This is a genomic window from Psychrobacter sp. FDAARGOS_221 (assembly GCF_002313155.2).
Classification (GTDB): Bacteria; Pseudomonadota; Gammaproteobacteria; order Pseudomonadales; family Moraxellaceae; genus Psychrobacter.
This window is the reverse complement of record NZ_NWFK02000001.1, coordinates 2,427,362-2,450,400: the sequence shown is the minus strand read 5'-3', so window position 1 is coordinate 2,450,400 and position 23,039 is coordinate 2,427,362. Positions and strand designations below refer to the sequence as shown.

Annotated in this window: 19 protein-coding genes; 10 read left to right on the top strand and 9 right to left on the bottom strand. The window is 43.5% G+C overall.

Annotated elements, in window-relative coordinates; translation table 11 throughout:
* Nucleotides 1-54: 54 nt before the first annotated feature.
* Both A6J60_RS10310 and A6J60_RS10305 read right to left on the bottom strand, forming a co-directional pair.
* A complete protein-coding gene (locus tag A6J60_RS10310; RefSeq protein WP_096065918.1) occupies nt 55-1,530 on the bottom strand; it encodes an OmpP1/FadL family transporter in 1,476 nt (491 codons plus the stop codon).
* A gap of 400 nt (nt 1,531-1,930) precedes the next feature.
* On the bottom strand, nt 1,931-2,155 hold the full coding sequence (locus tag A6J60_RS10305; RefSeq protein WP_096065917.1) for a SlyX family protein: 225 nt from the start codon (nt 2,153-2,155) through the stop codon (nt 1,931-1,933).
* A 483-nt stretch (nt 2,156-2,638) separates the two neighbouring features.
* On the opposite strand from A6J60_RS10305, the gene A6J60_RS10300 reads away from it, so the two are divergent.
* Together A6J60_RS10300 and A6J60_RS10295 are read left to right on the top strand one after the other, a co-directional pair.
* A complete protein-coding gene (locus A6J60_RS10300; RefSeq protein ID WP_096065916.1) occupies nt 2,639-4,645 on the top strand; it encodes an ATP-binding cassette domain-containing protein in 2,007 nt (668 codons plus the stop codon).
* Nucleotides 4,646-4,880: 235 nt separating this feature from the next.
* A complete protein-coding gene (locus tag A6J60_RS10295) occupies nt 4,881-5,867 on the top strand; it encodes a lipid A biosynthesis acyltransferase (protein ID WP_227526192.1) in 987 nt (328 codons plus the stop codon).
* A 137-nt stretch (nt 5,868-6,004) separates the two neighbouring features.
* Here the strand turns inward: A6J60_RS10295 and A6J60_RS10290 are convergent, their stop codons facing one another.
* On the bottom strand, nt 6,005-7,849 hold the full coding sequence (locus A6J60_RS10290; protein ID WP_096065915.1) for a triacylglycerol lipase: 1,845 nt from the start codon (nt 7,847-7,849) through the stop codon (nt 6,005-6,007).
* A gap of 168 nt (nt 7,850-8,017) precedes the next feature.
* Complete coding sequence (locus A6J60_RS10285; protein WP_096065914.1) at nt 8,018-9,895, bottom strand: PE-PPE domain-containing protein; 1,878 nt, start codon at nt 9,893-9,895, stop codon at nt 8,018-8,020.
* A 438-nt stretch (nt 9,896-10,333) separates the two neighbouring features.
* Here A6J60_RS10285 and trpS point away from each other — a divergent pair, with 438 nt between their 5' ends.
* From trpS to rluB, 6 genes are all read left to right on the top strand, one after another.
* Nucleotides 10,334-11,428: a tryptophan--tRNA ligase gene (trpS, locus tag A6J60_RS10280; protein WP_096065913.1), complete on the top strand. Its 1,095-nt coding sequence runs from the start codon at nt 10,334-10,336 to the stop codon at nt 11,426-11,428.
* 24 nt (nt 11,429-11,452) lie between these two features.
* Nucleotides 11,453-12,037 (top strand): RNA 2'-phosphotransferase, encoded by a 585-nt coding sequence (locus A6J60_RS10275; protein ID WP_096065912.1) that lies wholly within the window; start codon nt 11,453-11,455, stop codon nt 12,035-12,037.
* A complete protein-coding gene (locus tag A6J60_RS10270; RefSeq protein ID WP_193778053.1) occupies nt 12,021-12,878 on the top strand; it encodes a segregation and condensation protein A in 858 nt (285 codons plus the stop codon). Before A6J60_RS10275 ends, A6J60_RS10270 begins: the two co-directional genes overlap by 17 nt.
* 201 nt (nt 12,879-13,079) lie before the next feature.
* Nucleotides 13,080-13,703, top strand: coding sequence for an SMC-Scp complex subunit ScpB (gene scpB / locus A6J60_RS10265; RefSeq protein ID WP_096065910.1), 624 nt, complete (start codon nt 13,080-13,082; stop codon nt 13,701-13,703).
* Nucleotides 13,704-13,741: 38 nt separating this feature from the next.
* Complete coding sequence (locus A6J60_RS10260) at nt 13,742-14,557, top strand: cation transporter (RefSeq protein WP_096065909.1); 816 nt, start codon at nt 13,742-13,744, stop codon at nt 14,555-14,557.
* A gap of 333 nt (nt 14,558-14,890) precedes the next feature.
* Complete coding sequence (gene rluB, locus A6J60_RS10255) at nt 14,891-15,796, top strand: 23S rRNA pseudouridine(2605) synthase RluB (protein WP_413772385.1); 906 nt, start codon at nt 14,891-14,893, stop codon at nt 15,794-15,796.
* A 134-nt stretch (nt 15,797-15,930) separates the two neighbouring features.
* Here the strand turns inward: rluB and A6J60_RS10250 are convergent, their stop codons facing one another.
* Together A6J60_RS10250 and A6J60_RS10245 are read right to left on the bottom strand one after the other, a co-directional pair.
* Nucleotides 15,931-16,560: a hypothetical protein gene (locus A6J60_RS10250; RefSeq protein ID WP_096065907.1), complete on the bottom strand. Its 630-nt coding sequence runs from the start codon at nt 16,558-16,560 to the stop codon at nt 15,931-15,933.
* Between the two features lie 54 nt (nt 16,561-16,614).
* Complete coding sequence (locus A6J60_RS10245; RefSeq protein ID WP_096065906.1) at nt 16,615-17,154, bottom strand: hypothetical protein; 540 nt, start codon at nt 17,152-17,154, stop codon at nt 16,615-16,617.
* A gap of 173 nt (nt 17,155-17,327) precedes the next feature.
* Here A6J60_RS10245 and A6J60_RS10240 point away from each other — a divergent pair, with 173 nt between their 5' ends.
* Nucleotides 17,328-17,921 carry a LysE/ArgO family amino acid transporter gene (locus A6J60_RS10240; RefSeq protein ID WP_096065905.1) on the top strand — a complete coding sequence of 198 codons (594 nt, stop codon included), beginning with the start codon at nt 17,328-17,330 and terminating at the stop codon, nt 17,919-17,921.
* Between the two features lie 115 nt (nt 17,922-18,036).
* Here the strand turns inward: A6J60_RS10240 and A6J60_RS10235 are convergent, their stop codons facing one another.
* From A6J60_RS10235 to A6J60_RS10225, 3 genes are all read right to left on the bottom strand, one after another.
* Nucleotides 18,037-18,678 carry a MarC family protein gene (locus A6J60_RS10235; protein WP_096065904.1) on the bottom strand — a complete coding sequence of 214 codons (642 nt, stop codon included), beginning with the start codon at nt 18,676-18,678 and terminating at the stop codon, nt 18,037-18,039.
* 300 nt (nt 18,679-18,978) lie between these two features.
* Nucleotides 18,979-19,911: a carboxylating nicotinate-nucleotide diphosphorylase gene (gene nadC, locus A6J60_RS10230; RefSeq protein ID WP_096065903.1), complete on the bottom strand. Its 933-nt coding sequence runs from the start codon at nt 19,909-19,911 to the stop codon at nt 18,979-18,981.
* Nucleotides 19,912-20,211: 300 nt separating this feature from the next.
* The gene (locus tag A6J60_RS10225; protein WP_096065902.1) at nt 20,212-21,342 is read right to left on the bottom strand and encodes an NUDIX hydrolase; all 1,131 of its coding nucleotides are present in this window, start codon (nt 21,340-21,342) and stop codon (nt 20,212-20,214) included.
* A 280-nt stretch (nt 21,343-21,622) separates the two neighbouring features.
* Here A6J60_RS10225 and nadA point away from each other — a divergent pair, with 280 nt between their 5' ends.
* Nucleotides 21,623-22,810, top strand: a complete 1,188-nt coding sequence (gene nadA, locus A6J60_RS10220; protein ID WP_193778052.1) for a quinolinate synthase NadA — start codon at nt 21,623-21,625, stop codon at nt 22,808-22,810.
* The last annotated feature ends 229 nt before the right edge of the window (nt 22,811-23,039 follow it).

Here is a 23,039-nt window from a genome sequence, read left to right as displayed (position 1 = left end):
AAGGCAGCTATACTAGCTGCCTTTTTCAAATGGATATCAAACTTAAATATAAGCTTATTTATCTTGATAAGATAGTTTAACACCTAAAGCAAAGCCATCATTATCATCGAATTTGCTGACTAAGTTACCATTAGGAATAATACCTTTAGCATCACCAAACATTAGGTATTTACCACCGGCTGAGACGGCCCAGTTTTCTGTGAAGTTATACTTAGCACCAAGACCAACACTATAATAGCCTTCAATTGGACCCAATGAGGTAACTGGATCGCCAGCGCCACTATCCCAACCGACTGTACCAGATACAGCTAGCTTAGGAGATAAACGCTTTGCTAGACCTAATTCAACAAGCCACTGATCATCATCATAAGATACTAAATCTAGACCATTTGGCTTGTCTGGATAAGCACGCTTGGTTGCTTCATTATATAATGGCGGTGTGATTGAAAAGTCACTCCAAGGTACCCAGCGTACTTTTGCAGTGGCTAACGTCGTTGGATTAATACCGGTTTGGAAGTCAAAGTTAACTGATTCAGGCGTCGTAACTTCCATCTTATTGGTTTGACTTGGATTTTGTCCTGTTAAAGCAACCAGGGGCATAAACTCAATAGCATCAATACTATGATCGATTTCAGACCGATACGTTAATGCTGCCTTTAACGCAATTTCTGGCTTACTGTACTGAACACCAGCAATCCAGCCATAATCCATGTCTGGGTTAACTTCTAAGTTATAACCTGTTGCGCGATCATAGGCATCACCACGAAGCATTACACCTGCTTTTAGACGCTGAGCAACTGGACCACCATAAATCTGGAATTCTTTGTTCTGACCAAACTTCATGCCCAGTAGGCCGGTTATGCTTTGAGTACGCACTTCAACTTTAGTTGGGTCGGTATTAGCAAGAGCAGTATCAAGTGTACCTTCTAAACCTTTTAGTCTTTGATATTGAGCTTCACCTGCTTGTAATCTAGCTTCGCCTTCAGCAATTTTTGGCTCTAAAATAGGTGCTAAAGCAGGATTCTGAGCTAGCGCTTGTTTTGCTTGATTTAATTCAGCACGACCAGCTTCAACTTTCTGACCAACACCATTAACGAAACCTTTAAAACCATCAACATCAGTAATGCCTTGGCTACCTAACTGCGATGCAATAATACCATTTGCAACATTAGTAGGCGCACCAACAAAAGAGTTGTCACCATGATAGTCAGCCGCCGCGCCCCAAGGCTCGTCATATAGCACACCAATACTAAAGGTGTCGTTGATATCAGTTTTTACACCATAACGGAAGAAGTCATAATCTTCTGCGATATCTTTGATTTTTTTGCCTTTACTACCGTCAGCATTCAAGCCGTGACCAGTTACATCGGCATCAATATAAGTGTACACCGCTTCTGCGTAAGTACCGTCTTGTAAAAAAGCAGTGACATCTTGACCAGAACGATCAAGGCCAGCAGCAGAGGCAAGGCTACATACTGATAGAGCAGCAACAGCAGAGATAAGGGGTTTTATCTTAAAGGATGAGCGCATTTGTTTCTCCAAACTTCCATTTATAGGATTATGATTGATGCATTACGAGCACAAACGCTCGTAATTAAAGGTAGATAAGGGATAATTAATAGGGAATAGCGATTAGAATCAATTTAGTGAGCAGTTATACATAAGTTAGCAATAAGCATACTTAACATCATATAAGCGACTAAATTTGTGATAATACTAGCCAACTCAGTAATAAATTGCAACATTTTGATATAATTATATTTTTTATTTATTTTTAATGTATGTTTAAATCATTAACCCCAGATTTATTCAGTGTGAATCTGATATAGATAAATTAAAAAATATATCTAATCAAAACAATTGCTTACAGATTAATTGCTACTCTGTCATCACTATCTAAATTTTTTAGCAGCACTCCCCATTCAGTATTCTAATAATGCGGAGGCACCTCTGCTGCTGCATCAAAAGGGGCGATTTCCGCATCACCCTGTCCATTTATTTGGCTATACATCAGTTGCAGCTGTCTATGCATGTCTTGAAGCTGCTTGTCTTGTTTAGCAACTACCGCATCCAGGCTGTCTACTGTTAGCTCTAAATAGGCGACATTGGCTTGTAAATCAGCTATTTGTTGAGCAAGGTCTTGCTTACTATTCATATTGCTATCCGTTTGTGTTGAATTAATTGGGCTAATTGGCAAAGCGTGTTTTTGCTTAGCGTTGTCTTAAACTGACGCTGTGTTAAACATAAGCGCTGACTTATGGCTGACTGCTATAAAGCAACCATAACCGTTTAGCAATGAATGACTGGGCACTAACGATTTGATAAATAAAAGCCAATCATCATCAACAGACAGCCAATCAGATACAGTGGTCTAAAGCCACTGAATAGCATCTCGATCTATCACAATCTAAGCTATTCCCAATTATAACCGCTTATGAAGCGCGTTGCGCATGATATACTGTGAATAATATGCATAGCTGCATAACTGAACCTGCATCCCCTTAAATAACTGAAAACGACAGTACTTAAAAAGGCAGTCATTAAAAAGGCAGCACTTAAACAAAACAAACAGCTAAACAGTTTCAAAGTATCCAACTTCAAAAAAAACAACTTATACAATAACGGTAAAAGAACATATATGGCACTTATTAATTTAAAAAACATTCACCTTGCATTTGGCATTGCGCCTATTTTGGACGGTATTGATCTTAGCATTGAAGCAGGTGAACGCGTTTGTCTGATTGGTCGCAACGGAGAAGGTAAATCAACCCTTTTCAAATTAATTGATGGCAGAATCACGCCAGATAGTGGTGAAATTGTCATTAATAGTAGCGTCAAAGTGGCGATGCTTGAGCAAGACGTGCCAGAAAGTAGCGGCCGTATTTTGGACATCGTGATGGGTGGCGATAAAAAAACTGCCGAGCTATTGATTGCTTATAACGAAAAAGCCAATGCCTGTGCCGAAGGCGATATGGATGCCTGTGAAGCCATGTCAAACTTGCAACATGACATCGATGCCAAGCACGGTTGGGACTTAGAACGTGAAGCAAGACAGCTGATTACCTTGATGGGTATTGATCCAGAAGATGACTTGTCCTCATTATCGGGCGGCCGAAAACGTCGTGTGCTATTGGCCCGTTCATTGGTGACCAAGCCAGATATCTTATTACTCGACGAACCAACTAACCACTTGGATGTGGCCAGTATTGAGTGGCTTGAGCAGTTTTTGAAAGACTGGCAAGGGCTTACCCTACTGTTCGTAACCCACGATAGAGCATTTGTTGATAAGCTTGCGACCCGTATTATTGAGCTTGATAGAGGTAAATTATCTAGCTATGACGTCAGTCAAGGGGTTGGCGGCTATGCTCGTTATCAAGAATTAAAAGAACAACAGTTACAAGCAGAAGAGAAAAATAACGCCAACTTTGATAAAAAACTGGCACAAGAAGAAGTATGGATTCGCCAAGGCATTAAAGCACGTCGTACCCGTAATGAGGGCCGTGTGCGTGAACTAAAACAACTGCGTGAAGAACGTCGTAAACGTCGCGAACAAGTCGGTAATGTCAACATTACCATGACCAGTGGCGACAAAAGCGGCAAGCTGGTGTGCAAAGTCAAAAACTTACATCTTGAATATGATGGCAACGTTTTGGTCGATGACTTTAGCACGACTATTATCCGTGGCGACAAAATCGGTATCATTGGTCCCAACGGCGCAGGCAAAACAACCTTAATCAAAGCCATCTTAGGTGAATCTGATCAAGACGTTATCAAAACTGGTAGCGTGACACTGGGCACCAATTTGCAAATCGCCTTTTTTGACCAATTACGTGACCAGCTAGACTTAGAAGCCAGTGTGGCTCAGAACGTCTCTGAGGGCTCAGACTTTATCGAAGTCGCCGGTAAAAAGACCCATATCATGAGCTACTTACAGGACTTCTTATTTGCACCAGAACGTGCTCGTACACCGGTTAAGGCCCTATCTGGGGGTGAACGTAACCGTGTACTACTGGCCAAACAGCTGCTCAAACCTGCCAATATCCTGGTGCTCGATGAGCCAACCAACGACTTGGATATGGCGACGCTTGAGCTGTTAGAAGAATCGGTTGCCAGCTTCAACGGCACCATCTTACTGATTAGCCATGACCGTGCCTTTATGGACAATGTGGTTACCTCTACTTGGGTGTTTGACAAAAATGAACAAGGCAACGGTATTGTTAAAGAATATGTCGGCGGCTACCAAGACTACTTAGCGCAAAAACAGCGTGAAGAGCAGTTAAATAAAAAGGCCTCTGGAGTCATCTCAAGCAGCAACCGCCCTGAAGATAACAAAACTGGGAGCCTAAAGAAATCAGCCGAAGCGTCTCAAGCTCAACCAGCCAATACGCCATCAGCAGCAGCCAAACCTGAACAGCCGGCGCCTGCTAAACGTAAACTGAGCTATAACGAACAACGTGAGTTAGATGCCTTGCCGAAGCAAATTGCTAAGCTTGAAGAAGAGCAAGCTGTCTTACAAGAGAAGCTGGCCGATGGTTCATGGTTTACCACTGACTTGCAAGCTGCTACCGAAGCCAGTGAGCGATTGGCAGAGATTGATGAAGAGCTGATGATCAAGCTGGAACGCTGGGATGAGCTAGAAGGCTAGTCACTGACACTTACCTACTGTTATGTAATGATGAATTATGAGTACAACCGATAAAAATAACGATACGCCAGCACAACCTACCCCTAGTAGGCAACAGGCACAGTCTGCTGTTCAGCATTACTCGCCTCAAGGTTCTGAACAAGCCAAATCACGTACTTCTGAGCCAATGAGCCCAGAGGAAGTGCTGAATGTGTCGGGACAACAGCGTCCAAAACCGCAGCCTATCCCGCCAGGTATGCCTACGATCAGTGAAAACCACAAGCAAACTCATGTCGCTGATAAGAAGCCCTTTGAGCGTGAGTTTCTGGCACCAAAGTACTGGCCGATTTGGTTGGCTGCCGGTATCGCCTACCCGATCATCTATACCCCACTGCGCTTTCAGTTTTGGCTGGGTCGACAGTTAGGCAAGGCGTTTTATCACTTACTCGGCAGCCGTCGCAAGACCACCTTGGTCAATCTTAAGCTCGCTTTTCCTGAAAAAATGGAAGAAGAACGGGTGCGCATGGCGAAGCAAGTGTTTATTAACCAAGGTATTGGTATTTTTGAAACCTTGTGTGCTTGGTTCCGTCCTGACGTATTTACCCGTACTATTTCAATATCAGGTATCCAGCACGTAATTGCTGCTCAGCAAGCAGGCAAAGCGGTGCTGCTGCTTGGCGGTCACTATACTATGCTTGACCTAGGAGGCCGCTTATTTACTCAGTTTGCACCGGTAGACTGTGTCTATCGACCGCAAAATAATAAGCTGCTTGAATGGTTTATCTATAACGGTCGCCGCAATATATTTGATGAGCAAATCGAATACCGTAATATGCGTAAGCTGATTAGTCGTTTAAAGCAGGGCAAAATTGTCTGGTATTCCCCCGATCAAGATTATGGTTTAAAACACGGGGTCATGGCGCCATTCTTTGGCGTGCCAGCCGCGACATTAACCGCACCCAGACGCATTGCACGCATGGGAGATAAGTCCAACCCGCCTGCATTAATGGCACTGCATACTTATCGACAAAGTCCTGATAAGTTAGAGCGTGGCAGACGTCCTCATTACCATCTAACCATCACCCCGGCACTAGAAAATTATCCAAGTAAAGATGAAGTTGCTGATGCCAAACGGGTGAATGATCTGATAGAAGGCTTAATTCGTATTGATCCGACGCAGTGGATGTGGTTCCATCGCCGCTTTAAAAATAGCGAAAAAGGTCGTACTGATTATTATGACTAACCTTTTTGTGCTTACAAAGAGTTAAACTTGATGAGCAACTGACTAACAACAGTTAATATAAAAAAAGACAGCGCTTAATAAGCACTGTCTTTTTATTTTAATTGAAAGTTAAGAGAGCTAAGTCAGTCTTTTACTGACTATACAATATACGTCGCAGCCAACACCTCATCCACTGTGGAGTTTAATACAGTTAAATGACTCACCTCTGTCAAACTCATCACCACGTCAGTGCCGTACTGTACGGTTTGCTGAACTAAGTCGCTAACACTGTCAAACAAATCTGCTGAGAACTGAATGATATCTTGATAGCCGACATCATTATTAAAGTCAGCGATGATATCTGAACCAAAGCTTTCTGAACTCATGGCACTTGATATCAAACCTTTACCAATAACAAAAAGATCGTGACCTATGCCGCCTACTAACCAATCATCGCCAGCGCCACTAATTAAGACATCATCACCCTCAGCGCCATATAATTTGTTATTGCCAACTAGGCTCAGGATAACATCGTCACCTTCACCGCCATGTAGCACATCGTCAGCCTCTGTGCCCATTATCTTATCATTGCCATCACGACCGAATACCACATTACCGGTTAACTGATCGTTGCCTTCGCTACCTTCGACATGATCTGAATAGCTTTTATCCTTGTTATCAAACCACTTCATAATGGGACGCGTATCGACCAGTCCATTATCACCAATATCATAGTTGTTTAAGTAGCTCAGTAGCTCGCTGTTAAAACTAACTGACTCGACATTATCCGCTTCAACCAGATCAATACTGTTTGCGTCTTTGTCGACAAAAAACAGGGTGTCATCTGCCATTTTAAATATATCCCACTCATGGCTGCAACCAGTCACTCGTAATTGGTCATGACCCTTGTTACCATCGACATGATCAACACCAACACCGGCTCTAATTATGTCATCACCTAATCCAGCATCGATATAGTCAAAGTTGCTGCCACCAGAGATTAGATCATCATATTGAGAGCCTATTAAAAAAGCAACACTACCATAATGACTGGAGCTTGACGATCTGTCGTCCTCAATCCAGGTAAAATAACGCTGAAAGGCACTCAAATCAGAAACTATTACTGTGCTATCTCTTTGAGTATGCTCATAAAACGTTGAGTTACTGATACGGGTAATGGCATCTGAGTCCATACCACCAGTATGCGCATTCCAGGCAGAAACAATGTTTAAAAAAGAAAATACATTTAAGTCCCAACCAGGGGAAGCATAGTTATCATTAAACAACACCAAGTTATCGGTTGAACTGTCGAAATTCTTGTCTGGATTAACAAAAAATGGATCTAACGCGTTCACAGCTGATAGAAAATTTGGCTCATCGCCAGTGATACGATGCACCACATCATTTTCATAGCCAATATTAAGCACCACACCCGGCTCTTCATAGACCGTAGGTACTGCAAAAGCCACATAATCAGCGTCAGCAAAAAAGCCATCTACTAACACCTGACGCTCGGCTGCAATCACATTGGCCACGGCAGCACCTAAGCTATAACCACTGATCACCACATCACTGCCTTCAAGCCCATTGGCAACTGCAAACTCTTTCACCAACTGCAAGATAGGCTCAAGCAGCTCTGAACCTTCACGACTATTTAAATTTAAGTAATCAAGCACATCAATAATATTATTGGTGCCTGCAATATTAAGGTGAATACGTGCCAACTTACCTGCATCGTCGTATTGACCAAATATTTTGGCTTGCGGGCCACCTTCTAAGTCACCGGTATAAAAGCTTTCAATTTTAAAAAATCCTAAACTATCTAGCTTGTCATCACCGACACCTAAATCACTGGGCGATAGCTCATGTACCTTACCCAAGTTAATCTCTGCCTGAGCTTCCTCATCACCGACCGCTCGAGTATAGGCCGATACTGAGAACGTCTCTTTCACTAACTGTCTTGAACTATCTGAGCTGTAATTCTTATAATCGAACATTCCCATGTACATACATCCTTATCTTATGAGATGAAATACCAACTCCATGTATTCTTACTGAAGAAAGGTTATACTAAGGTTAAACTATAGCACGGCCAGCATAAAAAAAGACAACACTTGCTCTCAAGTATTGTCTTTTTTTATGCTCACAAAGACTAAACTAGATATTGCATTCTAAATAATAAATGATGCTGCCAATACGTCATCCACTGTAGAATTTAATACAGTTACTTGATTGGCTTCTGTTAACCCAATGACCACGTCAGTGCCATACTGAACGGTTTGCTGCACTAAATCAGTAACGCTGCTAAATAAATCGGCTGAGAACTGAATGATATCCTGATAGCCAATATCATTGTTAAAGTCGGCAATAGTGTCTGAGCAGGGATCATTGCCGATAACAAACACATCGTGACCAATGCCGCCTACCAACCAGTCATCGCCAGCGCCGCTAACTAAAACATCATTGCCCTCGGCACCATACAGCTTATTATTGCCGGCCACGCTTAGAATAACATCATTACCTTCACCGCCATGTAATACATCGTCTGCGTCTGTGCCTATTATCTTGTCATTGCCATCACGACTGAATACCACGTTGCCAGTTAATTGGTCATTGCCTTCGCTACCTTCGACATGATCTGAATAGCTTTTATCCTTGTTATCAAACCACTTCATAATGGGACGCGTATCGACCAATCCATTATCACCAATATCATAATTGTTTAAATGGCTAAGTAGCTCTTTATCGAAGCTGACTGATTCCACATTATCGACTTCGACCAGATTAATACTGTCTGCATCTTTATCAACAAAGAACAAAGTATCGCCTGCCATTTTGAACACGTTCCAGGCATCACTTTTGCCGGCAATACGTATTTCATCATGACCTGCATTGCCATCGACATGATCAACACCAACACCCGCCTTAATGGTGTCATCGCCTAAACCAGCGTCGATATAGTCAAAGTTGCTACCACCTGCAATAAGGTCATCATATTGAGTGCCAATTAAAAAGGCAGCACTGCCATAATGACTTGAGGTCGGCGAAGCGTCATCTTCTACCCAGGTCGTTGCACGTTTAAAGCCGGTTAAACCAGATACCACAACCGTACTATCCATCGTCGTATGTTCGTAGAAGCTAGAATCAACGATACGATCTATCGCATCTGAAGACACACCGTGAATGTGGGCATACCAGCCTAAAGGAATATTTAAAAAGGAAAATATACTTAAATCCCATATCGGTGAAGCATAGACATCATCGTACAAAACAATATTGTCGGTTGAGCTATTAAAGTCTTTATCCGGATTCACAAAGCCAAAGTCCATCGCTAAAATTGCGGCACCGATATCAGACTCATCGCCTGTAATACGATGAATCACATCATTTTCATAACCGACATTGATTACCACGCCTGGCTCTTCATAAATAGTGGGTACTGCAAAAGCAATATAATCAGAGTCAGCAAAAAAGCCCTCTGCTAAGTCTTGACGCTCAGCGGCAATAACGTTGGTAACAGCCGCGCCTGCGCTATAGCCACTGATGACCACATTGCTACCTTCTAAGCCATTTTCAACGGCAAATGCTTTGACCACGTCTAAAATAGGATTTAATAGTTCAGCGCCTTCGCGGCTATTAAAATCAAAATAATCAATCACATCGATAAGGTTATTGGTACCAGCAATATTCAAGTTAATGCGCACCAGCTCGCCGGCCTCATTGTATTGACCAAATATTTTGGCTTGCGGACCTCCAGTCATATCTCCGGTATAAAGGCTTTCAATCTTGAAATAGCCTTCGGAATCGAGTGTATCATCGCTGACGCCAATATCACTCGGTGTTAACTCCTGCCATCCATTAGGGACGCCTATATTGGTTGGGCTATCAAATAACTCTCCTGTTAATTGACCTAACCCATTTAGAGCGTCTGCCCCAGGAATGATGCCAAAAAATGAGGCAGCATTGGTGTAAGCAGATAAGCGGCTGGTGTCTTGCACCAGTTGCGCGGCTTCTTCGCTGGTATAATCTTTATAGTCGAACATGCTCATACACGTGTGTCCTTACAGTGTGTTGTTTTGTGTTGTGATTCCAAATAAACGCAGAGGCTGAGTCAAGGATAAGAAAGAGAATAGGTGAGAAAAGAGTGTCAATAGAAGAGGGCCTATCAGTCATCGACAAAGCATGCTGACAGCCCTGATTTTGATTCATCCTTGAGATGTAACCTTACAAATTATGTAGTATTGTTAAAAATTTAGCAAATATTTATAAACCCAGAAGCCCACTTGTTTTGACACCGGTCAGTCATATTATCCAAATTTGTCACCCCAATAACGCTATCAGTCCCTGCTCGCCACTATAAACCTAAGCAAAATAGCAATAATTTGTTATACTGCATATCTCTAAAATACAGCAATGCATTAACCCTAACCTTATTAATACTCTGATTAATAATTTGATTAACAACTTGCTAAAAAGAAGATGCCGTTATGACACAACAAGACACGACCAATAATACGCCAGCTCAAGCAGAAGACAACCAGCCCAAACGCGTCCTAACTGGGGTCACCACTACGGGTATTCCGCATTTAGGTAACTATGTTGGTGCCATCCGTCCTGCCATTCAATCTTCAATCAATGGCAGTGATGCAGATCAGTCTTTCTTCTTTTTAGCCGACTACCACAGCATCATCAAATGCTCAGATCCTAAGCAAGTGCATGAATCAACCAAAGCCATTGCTGCCACATGGCTGGCGTGTGGCTTAGACCCCGAAAAAGTGGTGTTTTATCGTCAATCAGATGTGCCTGAGATTCAGGAATTGGCATGGATTTTGAACTGCTCTTGCCCTAAAGGTTTGATGAACCGCGCGCATGCTTATAAAGCAGCTGTTGATGCTAATGCTGAAAAAGCAGATGTCGATCCAGATCATGGTATCAGCATGGGCTTGTTTGGTTATCCAGTATTAATGGCAGCGGATATCTTAATGTTTAATGCCACTCATGTGCCTGTTGGACGTGATCAAATCCAGCATATTGAGATGGCACGTGATATTGCCGGTACCTTTAATCACAAGTACAAATCACTGTTTACCCTACCATCAGCAGTGGTCGATGATAATGTGGCGTTGTTAACCGGTCTAGATGGCCGCAAAATGAGTAAAAGTTACGGCAACACCATTCCTCTATTTGGCGAATTCAATCCGCAAGTGGATCCTGAAAAGCAAATGCGCAAAGCCATTATGCAAATTGTCACCAACTCACAAGCGCCTGAAGAGCCAAAAGATCCAGATGACTCAGTGATTTTTGAGATTTATCAAGCCTTTGCCACACCAGAGGAAATTGCCGATTTGCGTGCTCAGTTTGAAGCCGGTATTGCGTGGGGTGATGCCAAACAAATTTTATTTGAAAAAATTAATGGTGAGATTGCCCCATTCCGTGAGCGTTATTTTGAGCTAATGGCCAATCCAAAAGAGCTAGAAGAAATTCTACTGATGGGTGCAGAAAAAGCACGTCGTCATAGCCGCAAACAGCTAGACAAAGCACGCCGCGCGATTGGTATTAAACCATTGGCCAAACTAAAATAGCGTGCCTATTAATAAAAGCCGCTTATGATGAATGAGCAACAGCAAACCAAGCTAAGTCGATTTCTTAGCTTGGTTTTACGCCATAAGCCACAAGCAATCGGTTTAAGCTTAGATGACAATGGTTGGGCAAACGTCGATGACTTACTTGGTAAGCTGAATCAGTATGGCAAGACGATTAACTTTGAAACACTTAATTTACTGGTTGAAAATAACAGTAAACAGCGTTTTGTTTTTAATAGTGATAAATCCATGATTCGCGCCAATCAAGGCCATTCGATTGATATTGATTTGGGTTATGTGGCAAAACCCGCCGAGCAAGTTCCAGTGACCTTGTATCATGGTACTGCCAGTCGCTTTGTTAAGAGTATATTTGCAGCCGGCGCTATCGAAAAAATGCAGCGTCATCATGTTCACCTAAGCGGCGATATTGAGACCGCGCGTGCTGTAGGTCAACGTCATGGCAAGTGGGTTGTTTTTGCGGTAGATACCCAAGCCATGCTCGATGCGGGTCATCAATTTTATCAAGCCGATAATGGCGTCTGGCTCACCGACTCTATCCCTGTCTCTTTTATCCACAAACTCGATGGCGCAAATGACAAATCAAACTGAACACCCTTTAAACGTTCGGATTTATACCACGCCGGTACAAGCCTTGCCTGAGGATTTATACATTCCGCCTCAGGCATTTGCTATTTGGCTAGAGCAATTTGAAGGGCCGCTGGATTTTTTGTTATATCTGGTCAAAAAGAACAACTTTGACATCACAGATACCGCCATCTTGCCAATTACTGAGCAGTATTTAGCCTATATCGATGAGCTTGATGCCGATCACTTTGAGCTGGCCGGTGACTATCTATTAATGGCCTCGACCTTAATTGCGATCAAAACCGAACTGTTACTGCCCGCCCCTGAGCTGGTCGAAGATGAGCGTGATCCTAAGGCTGAGCTGATTGCACGACTGGAAGATTATGCGCAGATTAAAGAGGCTGCTCGACGCTTGGATACTTTAATCCGACTAGAGCGTGATGTGTTTTTAGCCATGGCCAGTATGCCTGATCCAGAGGTGATGGCTGCTCAGCTGCCGAATTATCCTGCTGAAATGTTGGTCGAAAGTTTGCTCAAAATGCAGTTAAAGCCTGACTATCAGATGCACAATATTAAAGTCGACCCAGTGCCGTTATCCGATCGTATTGCCAGTATCAGCCGTCAGCTCAGTGAGCGTGGCGAAGGCACCTTTATTGAGCTACTCGATAAGCGTCAAGGCCGACTTGGCGTGGTCGTCAGCTTTGTGGCAGTGCTTGAGCTGATGAAGCGGCACATTATTGATATAAAAGAAACTGATTTGAAAGAGGATGATTTAAAACAAGCGATGCAGACTGAATCTGAGAATACGCCTGAGGCCAATCCCAGTTATACCTTGTCAAATTTAACATTACGCTGGGTCGCTTAGCTTCTCATTTTAGCTTCTCATTATTGTCATCCTTTTTTATCACATATAGTCAAAGAAATCTAATATGGTTACCAAGCAACCGAGCGCAAGTACTACAAATGTAGGCTTAGCGAGGTTAACACCGTAACTGTTTAGTATTTCGCTGACTATTGCTTATCCAATACGTCATTTAAAAATTCATTGAATAATGATAAATCACCTATGCCTACTATACCCAATACACTCGACTCCCAGACTGAAGCAATCCAAGATGAATCACTCACAGCTGACACGGCCAGCCTGCCTAGTGAGGTAAAGAACTTTAACCGCTTTGATCAGTTAAGTCGACGCATTGAGGTGTTGCTACACGCCTCAGAAACACCGTTAACCGACAGTCAATTGCGCAAGTACCTGTCCTTGTCTAAGCAAGAACTAGAGACTGCTTTGATGGTACTACAACAGCGTCTTAGCACCGGTGTATTAGCGTTAAACGGCTCGGCCAGTGGCTATCGGTTGCAAATTCGTAGTGAATATAGCGCGCTGATTCAACAAGTATTCCCACAACGTCTAGAGCATTTAAGCCAAGCCCTGCTAGAAACGTTAAGCGTGATTGCTTATAAGCAACCGGTGACTCGTAGCGATATTGAGCAAGTACGTGGGGTGACGGTGTCGAGTAACATTTTAAGACAGCTGTTTGATAAAGGTTGGATTATTGAAAAAGGTCACCGAGAAACACTGGGTCGCCCTGCGCTGCTACACACCACGGATCAATTTTTGGATTCATTTGGGCTGACCAGCTTAGACGAATTACCGCCACTGCCTGATTTGAATTTAGAGCAAGATTAGAGCGAGTGACGATAGTATTCTAAAATTTGAGAAATCAGATGAATCAAACAATTTTTGACATTAAAAAGATGGATTGCCCTTCTGAAGAGAATTTAATTCGCATGACTTTAGATGGCGATTCAAACATTGTGAATCTTGACTTTGACATCCCTAATCGTCAATTAACCGTGTTGCATCATGGCGCAGCAGACTCCATCGATTCGTCTATTGCATCGCTCAATCTGGGCTCAACAATTGTTAGCACCAAACAAGTCGCGTCATCCGACCTTCTAAACCGCCAATCCAGTCCTGAAAAAGAGAGAGAACAAAGAAAGCTACTTTGGATAGTGCTGGCAATCAACTTTGTCTTCTTCATTATTGAGCTGACTACTGGATTAATCTCACATTCGATGGGATTGATCGCTGATAGCTTGGATATGTTGGCCGACAGCTTCGTATATGCCATCAGCTTATTGGCGGTTGGCGGCACCGTTGTTAAGAAAAAGCGCATCGCCAAACTTGCGGGATATTTTCAAATAGTATTAGCGATTATTGGATTTATAGAAGTACTCAGACGCTTCTTTGGTAACGAGTCATTGCCCGACTTTTCAACCATGATTATCATCTCTGCTCTTGCGCTTACTGCCAACGCGCTTTGTCTTTTTCTATTACAAAAATCTAAAAGCAAAGAAGAAGCACACATGAAAGCCAGCATGATTTTCACTTCAAATGATGTCATTATTAATTTAGGTGTCATCATTGCGGGTAGCTTAGTGTACTGGCTAAACTCAAATATTCCTGATTTGATTGTCGGTAGCATCGTTTTTGCGCTAGTCATTCAGGGCGCTTTTAGAATATTAAAAATCAGTAAGTGAAGAACAAACAGCAGGATTGCTTTTAACATTGAAAGACATAACTTATGTATGTCCCTCACTCAATTTCAGGCAAGTTACGAATCCATAGCGATTAAACCCTAAAAATAGCGTATAATAGCTCTCGTTATTTCTAAGTCATAGAATTACCAACATTGTGAAATGTTGCCACTCACCGATTCAAGGATGCATACCATGCCTCATTCAAATCAAAACGATCCTACCCCAGAAAACGACCAACTAACCACTGACCATAACGGCGACTATCAGTTCCCAGCGCAGACCACTAAAACCAGTACTGCCGGTACCGAAAAGCTGCAAAAAGCCTTAGCACGTATGGGCCTGGGCTCACGCCGTCAGATGGAAGAAGTCATTAAATCAGGCCGTGTTTCAATCAACCAAAAGCCTGCTACCATTGGCGACCGTGTTGAACAAGGTGATGAGATTCGTGTCGATGGACGTCTGATTAAATACAAATCTGAGCGTGAAAAACGCCGTCGTGTATTGGCTTATTATAAGCCTGAAGGCGAGATTTGTTCTGCCAATGACCCTGAAGGTCGCACCACAGTATTTGAGCGCTTACCTAAGCTAACTCATGACCGTTGGGTAATGGTTGGCCGTCTAGATATTAACTCTACTGGCCTGTTATTGTTCACAAACGACGGCGAGTTGGCGCATCGCTTGATGCATCCGTCTAATGAGATTGAGCGTGAATATGCAGTACGTATCTTAGGTGAATTAACACCAGAGATGATGCGTAACCTAACCGATGGCGTCATGCTTGAAGATGGTCTTGCTAAGTTTGAAGACATCAAGCAAGGCGGCGGTGAAGGTGTTAACAAATGGTATCACGTCAAGTTAAAAGAAGGTCGTAACCGTGAAGTTCGTCGTCTGATTGAATCACAAGGCCTAAAAGTCAGCCGCTTATTGCGTACTCGCTATGGCTCAGTAGATCTACCTAAAGAACTACGTACTGGCCGCTTTATTGAGCTGGATCGTAAAGACATTCACCGCTTGATTGAGCTGGTTGGATTGCGTGCCCGTGAAGAGATGGGCGTTCATGGTAAAGCCAAAGAGAAAAAAGAACGCTTCCAGAAAAAGCCAATGAAAGCGCGTCATGTCCGCAATAACCAAAAGTCAGGTCCAAGCACTGGTCCTAAATCAGGACCTCGCTCTGGCGGACCTGCTTCTAAAGGTCGCTCTAGCGGCAAAGACAGTGGCTCTCGTGGCGGCAGACGCTAAGCGTTTGCTTTAACACCAGTCACAATACGTGGTTAAATAAAAAACAGGCTGAGGGATACCCTCAGCCTGTTTTGGTTTTACTATAAAAAATTTAATAAACACTCAAGCTTATACGCTCATATATATAACCCGTATTAATCTTGCCGCTGCTGCATATAACGCTGCATCACTTGAAGCTGCTGCAATGCGTCATTTTGGCAGCCCTGTAATAGCCCATCTAGCCTATCTTCGATGTTCAATAACAGCTCCATCACCAGTTGAAGTGCCTGAGCTTGCTGCTGCGATAAGTCCTGTTGCGATAACTGAGTTTGCGACGACTTAGCATTCGAAGATTTTCCCTGCAATGGACCGGGGCCAGTTGCTACTTGCTGCAATCGACGTTCATGACGCAGCAATTGCTGATAACTATCGAGTAGCTCTGGCAAACGGGTTTGTAATAGTTTACTGACCACAAACTCATCCTCGCTAATCTCAGGTGTCTGCCCCGCTTCTATACGCTCTGATCGCCACTGCTGCAAAATATCTGCCTTGCTATCAATGCGCTGTAACTGCTCCATAATAACGATGGGCAGACCCTGAAGCTGACTGTTGGCTAACGACAGCTGTAGCATTGGCGGTGGCGGTAATTGCGTCAGCTCAACATAAGTCATCTTGCCAGGCGTAATGCCCACTGCCCGATGAAATGCCAGCCAACCTTTGCGGCCGATGTAGCCCACTGCCATTGTGGCAGCAACCCCGACTCCGACTGTGACTATTATTGACATTAAAACTTACCGCCTATTAGCAAATAGCTTATTGGTTAAACCTTAAATAGCAGCTTACTGGTCAAATCTCTGCTGCAAATAACGCTTAGTCGCTAGCAGCTTTTGTCCATCTTGATGATACGCAGCATCTAATAGCTCATCAAACTGAGCGTCTACTGTATTAAGGACTTCGAGCAGCGCCTGACGACCGGTGACATTTGAATTTTTGATAGTCGTATTGTCTACCGTATCACTGTTTAGATCATGCAGACGGCGATAGTCAGCCACGGCTTCAGGAATATGCTTGTCCATTAGATTTTGGATCATGATGTAGCTTTCATTGACCGCATCTTTATCATCAATCACGCCATCATTATTACTGTCACCATAGAGCAGTTTAAGCTTTTCGCCTTTATCGTTAATAACATCTAGCTTCTGCTTAATCTCTACTGGCAGGCTTTTTTCAGGAATATAGCCTAACTGCGGCATCGCCTTATATTCCAACATCTTTGGCTGCGTCAGTTTTTTGATGCCTCGGTAACCCAAATAAATGCCAGTCGCTGGCAGCACACCATATAGGATAAACATGAAAAACATGGCAGTGGTTGCGGTCATAACGGATCAATCCTTTTTTGATATTTGGGTCTATCGAACAGCTTATATACGGCTAGAAGCCTGTATACTGTTAACGACTGTGCATAGCAATCTTGTCACAGCAGCTTGGCTATAAACATAACACAACGCGTGATTAACGTTAATATTTTAATAACTTTATATGAGATAACCAGATGGATTATGTATCAGGCTTTGGACTGGGGATTTCGCTTATTTTGGCCATTGGCTCCCAAAATGCGTTTGTCCTAAAGCAAGGCCTCAAAAAACAACACGTATTTGCCATCTGCTTATTTTGTGCCGTATCAGATGCTATTTTAATCTCGGCAGGTGTGGCTGGCTTCGGTGCAGTAACCGCAAAATACCCCAGTATTGTCACCATTGCAAAAGGCGCAGGTGCGCTATTTTTAGTGGTTTATGCGCTACAAAGTTTTTACGCCAGTTTCACCAAGTCTCATGCGTTAAATGCTGAGTCGCAAGTACCTAGCAGCTTAAAAAAGTCATTGCTACTGTGCTTTGGTTTTACTTGGTTGAACCCACATGTCTATCTAGATACCTTGGTATTGGTAGGAATGGTGTCTACAGGCGCAAGCAGTAAGCTGCTATTTGCTACTGGTGCAGTCAGCGCATCGTTTATATTTTTCTTTGGTTTGGGATATGGGGCACGCTTACTTGGGCCTTTATTTGCAAACCCGAAAGCGTGGAATATATTAGATGCGCTGGTAGGCGTGCTCATGCTGTATTTAGCATGGCACTTATTACTTGGATAGTTTTTTATTAGTCAGCGTATTAACAGTGAGTGCGTTAAAAGACGGTGTGCTAGTAGAAAGCAGAGAGCGTGTTAAATAACACGCTCGATTCCGACAGCTTGATTCATCAACAAAGCTACACCAATTGCGGGAAGATGGTACGCAGACCACTGACTAAAATCTCGATAGACACAGCTGCCAATAGCATACCCATGATACGGCTAATAATATTGAGACCGGTATCGCCTAGAATACGGCTTAAGCGGCCCGCTGCCATTAATGCCAAATAACAGAATACAGCAATCAACAAACCGGCAATGATAATTGCCAACTTTTGATACCAGTCGCTTACTTGTGCTGAGTAAATGATTACCGTAGAGATACCACCCGGACCGACCATCATCGGAATGGCAAGCGGCACAACGGCAGCCGCTGAGCTACCCATGGTTTCAATACTGTCATCAAACTCGACATTTTCTTGGTCAGGTTTTACCGGATTACCTTCACCATTCATCATATTGATGGCAATCAATAACACCAAAATACCACCTGCCACTTGGAACGAGCCGATAGAGATACCGAGCGCCCTTAACAATAGCTCGCCAGCAAGCGTAAAGAAGGTAATGGTTATAAACACAGTCATGCTACTGATACGCGCAAATCGGCGCCTATCAATCATGCTATAACCACGAGTGGAATCTAAAAAAAGCGTCAGGGCACTAAAGGGGTTAATCAACACCACAAACGCTAGGATGATTTTGACAATTTCGGTGTCCATAACGGGCGCCTCAGTTTGCAAACGGGGGGCGATTTTAACACACTCAAATGACACATCCCAATTTTACGTGACAGCAGTGATTAAATTCAATGAAATAGATGCATTTAAGCAATTTTTCACAATCACATGCCCGTCCTATTGCATGACGCAATCATCATTTGAGTGCAGCGATAGCGGTTATAAAAGAGGCACAGCTTTATAACAGCACCCCCATAAGGTAAGCGCTATCGGTAGATAGCGCAAGGGGTGACGTGTAGAATTTATGTATAATGCTTGGTTTATGGCGCTTTTAAGCGAATCTTAAGCAGAAAAGTCCATACCGATATCTAGCGCCTTAGTGCTGTGCGTCAAATAACCCATAGCAATAAAATCAACGCCAGTCTCAGCAACAGCGACGACGCTATCTGGCGTAATGCCGCCTGATGCTTCAGTTTTGACACGGCCGCTTGGATGGTTTTTGCATAAGGCCACCGCTTCACGCAGTGTGTCTGGGCTCATATTATCAAGTAGCACCAACTCAGCTCCAGCATCAATCGCTTGCTGCAACTGCTCTAACGTATCGACTTCAATCTCGATAGGAATTAAATGACCTGCCAACTGTTTGGCTTGCGCTAACGCATTGGGGATATTCCCAGCAATGGCGATATGATTGTCTTTAATCAAAATAGCATCGTCTAAGCCAAGGCGATGATTGCGCCCGCCGCCGCAACGTACTGCATATTTTTGTACCGTACGTAGGCCAGGTATGGTCTTACGAGTACAGGTAATCTGAGCCGGATAATCGGCAACCAAATCGACTACCTTTTTGGTCGCTGTGGCGATACCACTTAAGTGAGTCATAAAGTTTAACGCGGTACGTTCTGCTGTTAATAAATTGCGCGCATTACCACTAATGGTAGCCAGCACCTTGCCTTTGGTCACTTGAGCGCCATCATAGGTATGTGGCGTGAATTCAATATTACTGTCGACTTGCGCAAATGCCAAACGAGCCAAATCTAATCCACAAACGATGCCATCTTCGCGCACAGTCAATGTCAAAGTCGCTTGCTTATCGGCAGGTATAGTGGCTTGGGACGTCACATCGCCACGTCTGCCCAAATCCTCTACCAGCGCCGCATCGATCAGCGGCAGCAATAAAACATCGTTTAATGGCGGCTCTCTATGCGCTTGCTGTTGTGATGATTGACCTTGAGACGCTGCTTGAGTGGTGTTAGAAACTGCAGATATCGACATAGTTTGTCCTTAAATCGCTTAATGAGAGGGATAAGCAAGCTGATTGTCTGATCATAAACGCCAATAACCTTCCTTTGGTTACCAATAGCTGTCTTTGGTATTGTTGGTTGTCTTTATAGCGTAAAGCCATCTAATCATTAATACTCATAATGAGCATAAATATAACCGACAAAACACACATTAGCAATAAATAATATGCACCATTTGCTGTTGATCAGACCGTATTTGACAGTACGCCTTGCAATTTACACCCTACTGTATTTGAAAGATTTTGCAAAATTAGAACCAATAAAATCAACGCTAACGGTTGTTTCGTTTGGGCAGTTTACTGTCCATCAGCAGGCTTTGTAATTCGATATCAAAGCGGAATCGGTATAGCTTGGCAGGACGGCCTCGACCGGTTTGACTGCTATTGCCCGTTTGTTCCAGCAAGTTTTGACTCTCCAACACCCGTCTAAAGTTTTGCTTATGTAGTTTCACACCGGATAAAGCTTCAATACTTTGCTGTAGCTGCAGTAACGTAAACTCAGGCGGCATTAACCCGAAAATCAGCGGACGATATTCAATCTTAGCGCGCAGCCTTGATATGGCAGTGGCTATCACACGTCTGTGATCATAATACATTGGCTCACCGGTGACCTTTTGCCAGTCGCCAGGTAACTTAGCCGCATTATAATAAGGCGACTCAGGCAACAAGCCAGCTTCATATAACATCTCATAACGCAGTAACGCATGCTCAGCGACCCACTGGGTAAACATTTCTTTGGCGCTGATGCTGTTTGCTGCAATGACTCGATCTAGCTCAGAGTCATCCTCTTCCCAGTCACCACCCCAGCACAAATAAATGCGTTGTAATCGCTTTTTACGCAGCTCATCATCTTTTGCAGCATTGGCCCACTGCTTTAATTGCGTGGTAATGAGCTGTACATACTCACTGCCTTCTGGATCGACATGATTCTCCCAAGGAAAGTAATCATACCAGTCTCGCCACAACGCTCGGCGTGAGGTACTGGCTGCTTTTTCAGTTGATGCCAGTGATTGTTTGTCCTTGGTCTCTGTGTTTAGTGTCGCCGTGTCCAATGTCGCGGTATCTGGTGTGGCTTGCGCGTCTACATCTATATCAGACTCTTGCACCAGTCCCATATAGCTGACATAGACCAGCGCATGCCCGTCTTTATTACGTCGGTTGGTATCAACGAAGGTGTATAACTGTTCAATATAGCCCAATGGCTGCTGCGTCTGCTCCTCGACCCATTGTCGAACACCAGCTTGCAGCGAGCGATGCAAAGGCATCAATGGCCCATTAGGTAATAGCTTGCCACCCTCGACGGTCAATACCCGAGCGCTGTTATTGGTAATGGCAATTAATACTGCCACAACCTCTGTGGTACCGCTACCTTGAGCGTGTGCGTGAGAAAAAGACAAACTCATATCAATCAATCAAACCTATCAATGAAAGCCTTAGTATAGCTATAAATGCAGTCAATTACACTTCAGCTACACCCCTTTCCAACAAGATAATACTAAAAAATTCTTGTAATTATGCTCAAAATGAGCATAATTAACACACTCACTTATTTTGAAGATGGATTTTATTGATAGCGCAGAGTCTAGATTGTTTATTAAACGCTGCCCATTAACGCCGACTTAATAACGGTCTAAACATCTCTCCTCAACATCTATCGCCTATAACTAAGACAAGGGATTTTCTATGACAACCTCACAAGCCACCTCAACACAGCCCGCTGAGAAAGTAGAACTTTTTGCCTACGATGCGCCAACACTGGCACAAAGCAACCAACAATCTGGCATTAATAGCATCGATATTGATTATGCCAGAGCCAAGATTCCAGCCGAGCTATCACGTAGTGAGCGCAAACAGGTTGAAGAAAATATTAAGCGTCTGCTTAAAGAACACAATGCCGTATTGGTTGCCCATTATTATGTCGATCCCTATATCCAAGACTTAGCGCTAGCAACCGGCGGCTGCGTGGGTGATTCACTAGAAATGGCGCGCTTTGGTAAAGAACATGAGGCCGATACCTTAGTGGTTGCTGGTGTTCGCTTTATGGGAGAATCAGCCAAAATCTTAAGCATGGAAAAAACGGTATTAATGGCAGATTTAGAAGCCGAATGTTCGCTTGATTTGGGCTGCCCTATCGATGAGTTTAGTGCGTTTTGTGACCAACATCCAGATCGTACGGTTGTGGTCTATGCCAATACCAGTGCTGAGGTTAAAGCCCGTGCTGATTGGGTTGTGACCTCTTCTGTCGGTCTTGAGATTGTGACTCACTTGCATGAGCAAGGTGAAAAAATCATCTGGGGTCCAGACCGTCATTTAGGTAAATACATCCAAAAAGAAACTGGCGCTGATATGCTGCTATGGCAAGGCTCGTGCATTGTGCACAACGAATTTAAAGCCAAAGAGCTAGAGCAACTTAAAGCCGAGCATCCTGAAGCGGTTGTATTGGTTCACCCCGAGTCTCCAGACAGTGTGGTACAACTTGCTGATGTAGTCGGCTCGACAAGTAAACTGTTGAACGCAACCAAAGAGATGGATGCTAAGACCTTTATTGTTGGTACCGACCTTGGCATCTTGCATGAAATGCAAAAGCAGTCACCTGACAAACTATTCTTAGCCGCACCAACCGCTGGTGAAAGCGCCACTTGTAAAAGCTGTGCTTTTTGCCCTTGGATGGCGATGAACGGTCTTAAAGGTATTGAGCAGTGTTTAGAAAAAGGTACTGGCGAAATCAAACTTGAGCCAGAACTGGCCGCCGCTGCGTTAAAACCACTACAGCGCATGCTCGACTTTGCTGCTGAACAAAAACGTCGTGTGGCAACCAGTGGTGACATCATTGAAGACCGTGAATTATTCAAAAACGTCGGTCCAGCTTAATCCTGTTCGATAAGTCATTCACTCTAAAAGTAGCACAGCGAATAATGGTGCAAGCGAGTAATTTTCTTATTGACTGTACTTGATTGCAGAGACTGCGAAAACCTCTGCTTGCGCCTTTGTATCCTCTTCAATTTGCCATTTTCTAATGAAGTGGCATTTTTAAAGTGACAACAACAGACACAATCTGTCGTTTATAAACAAAGTCTATTGATAACAGACCTCATCAACC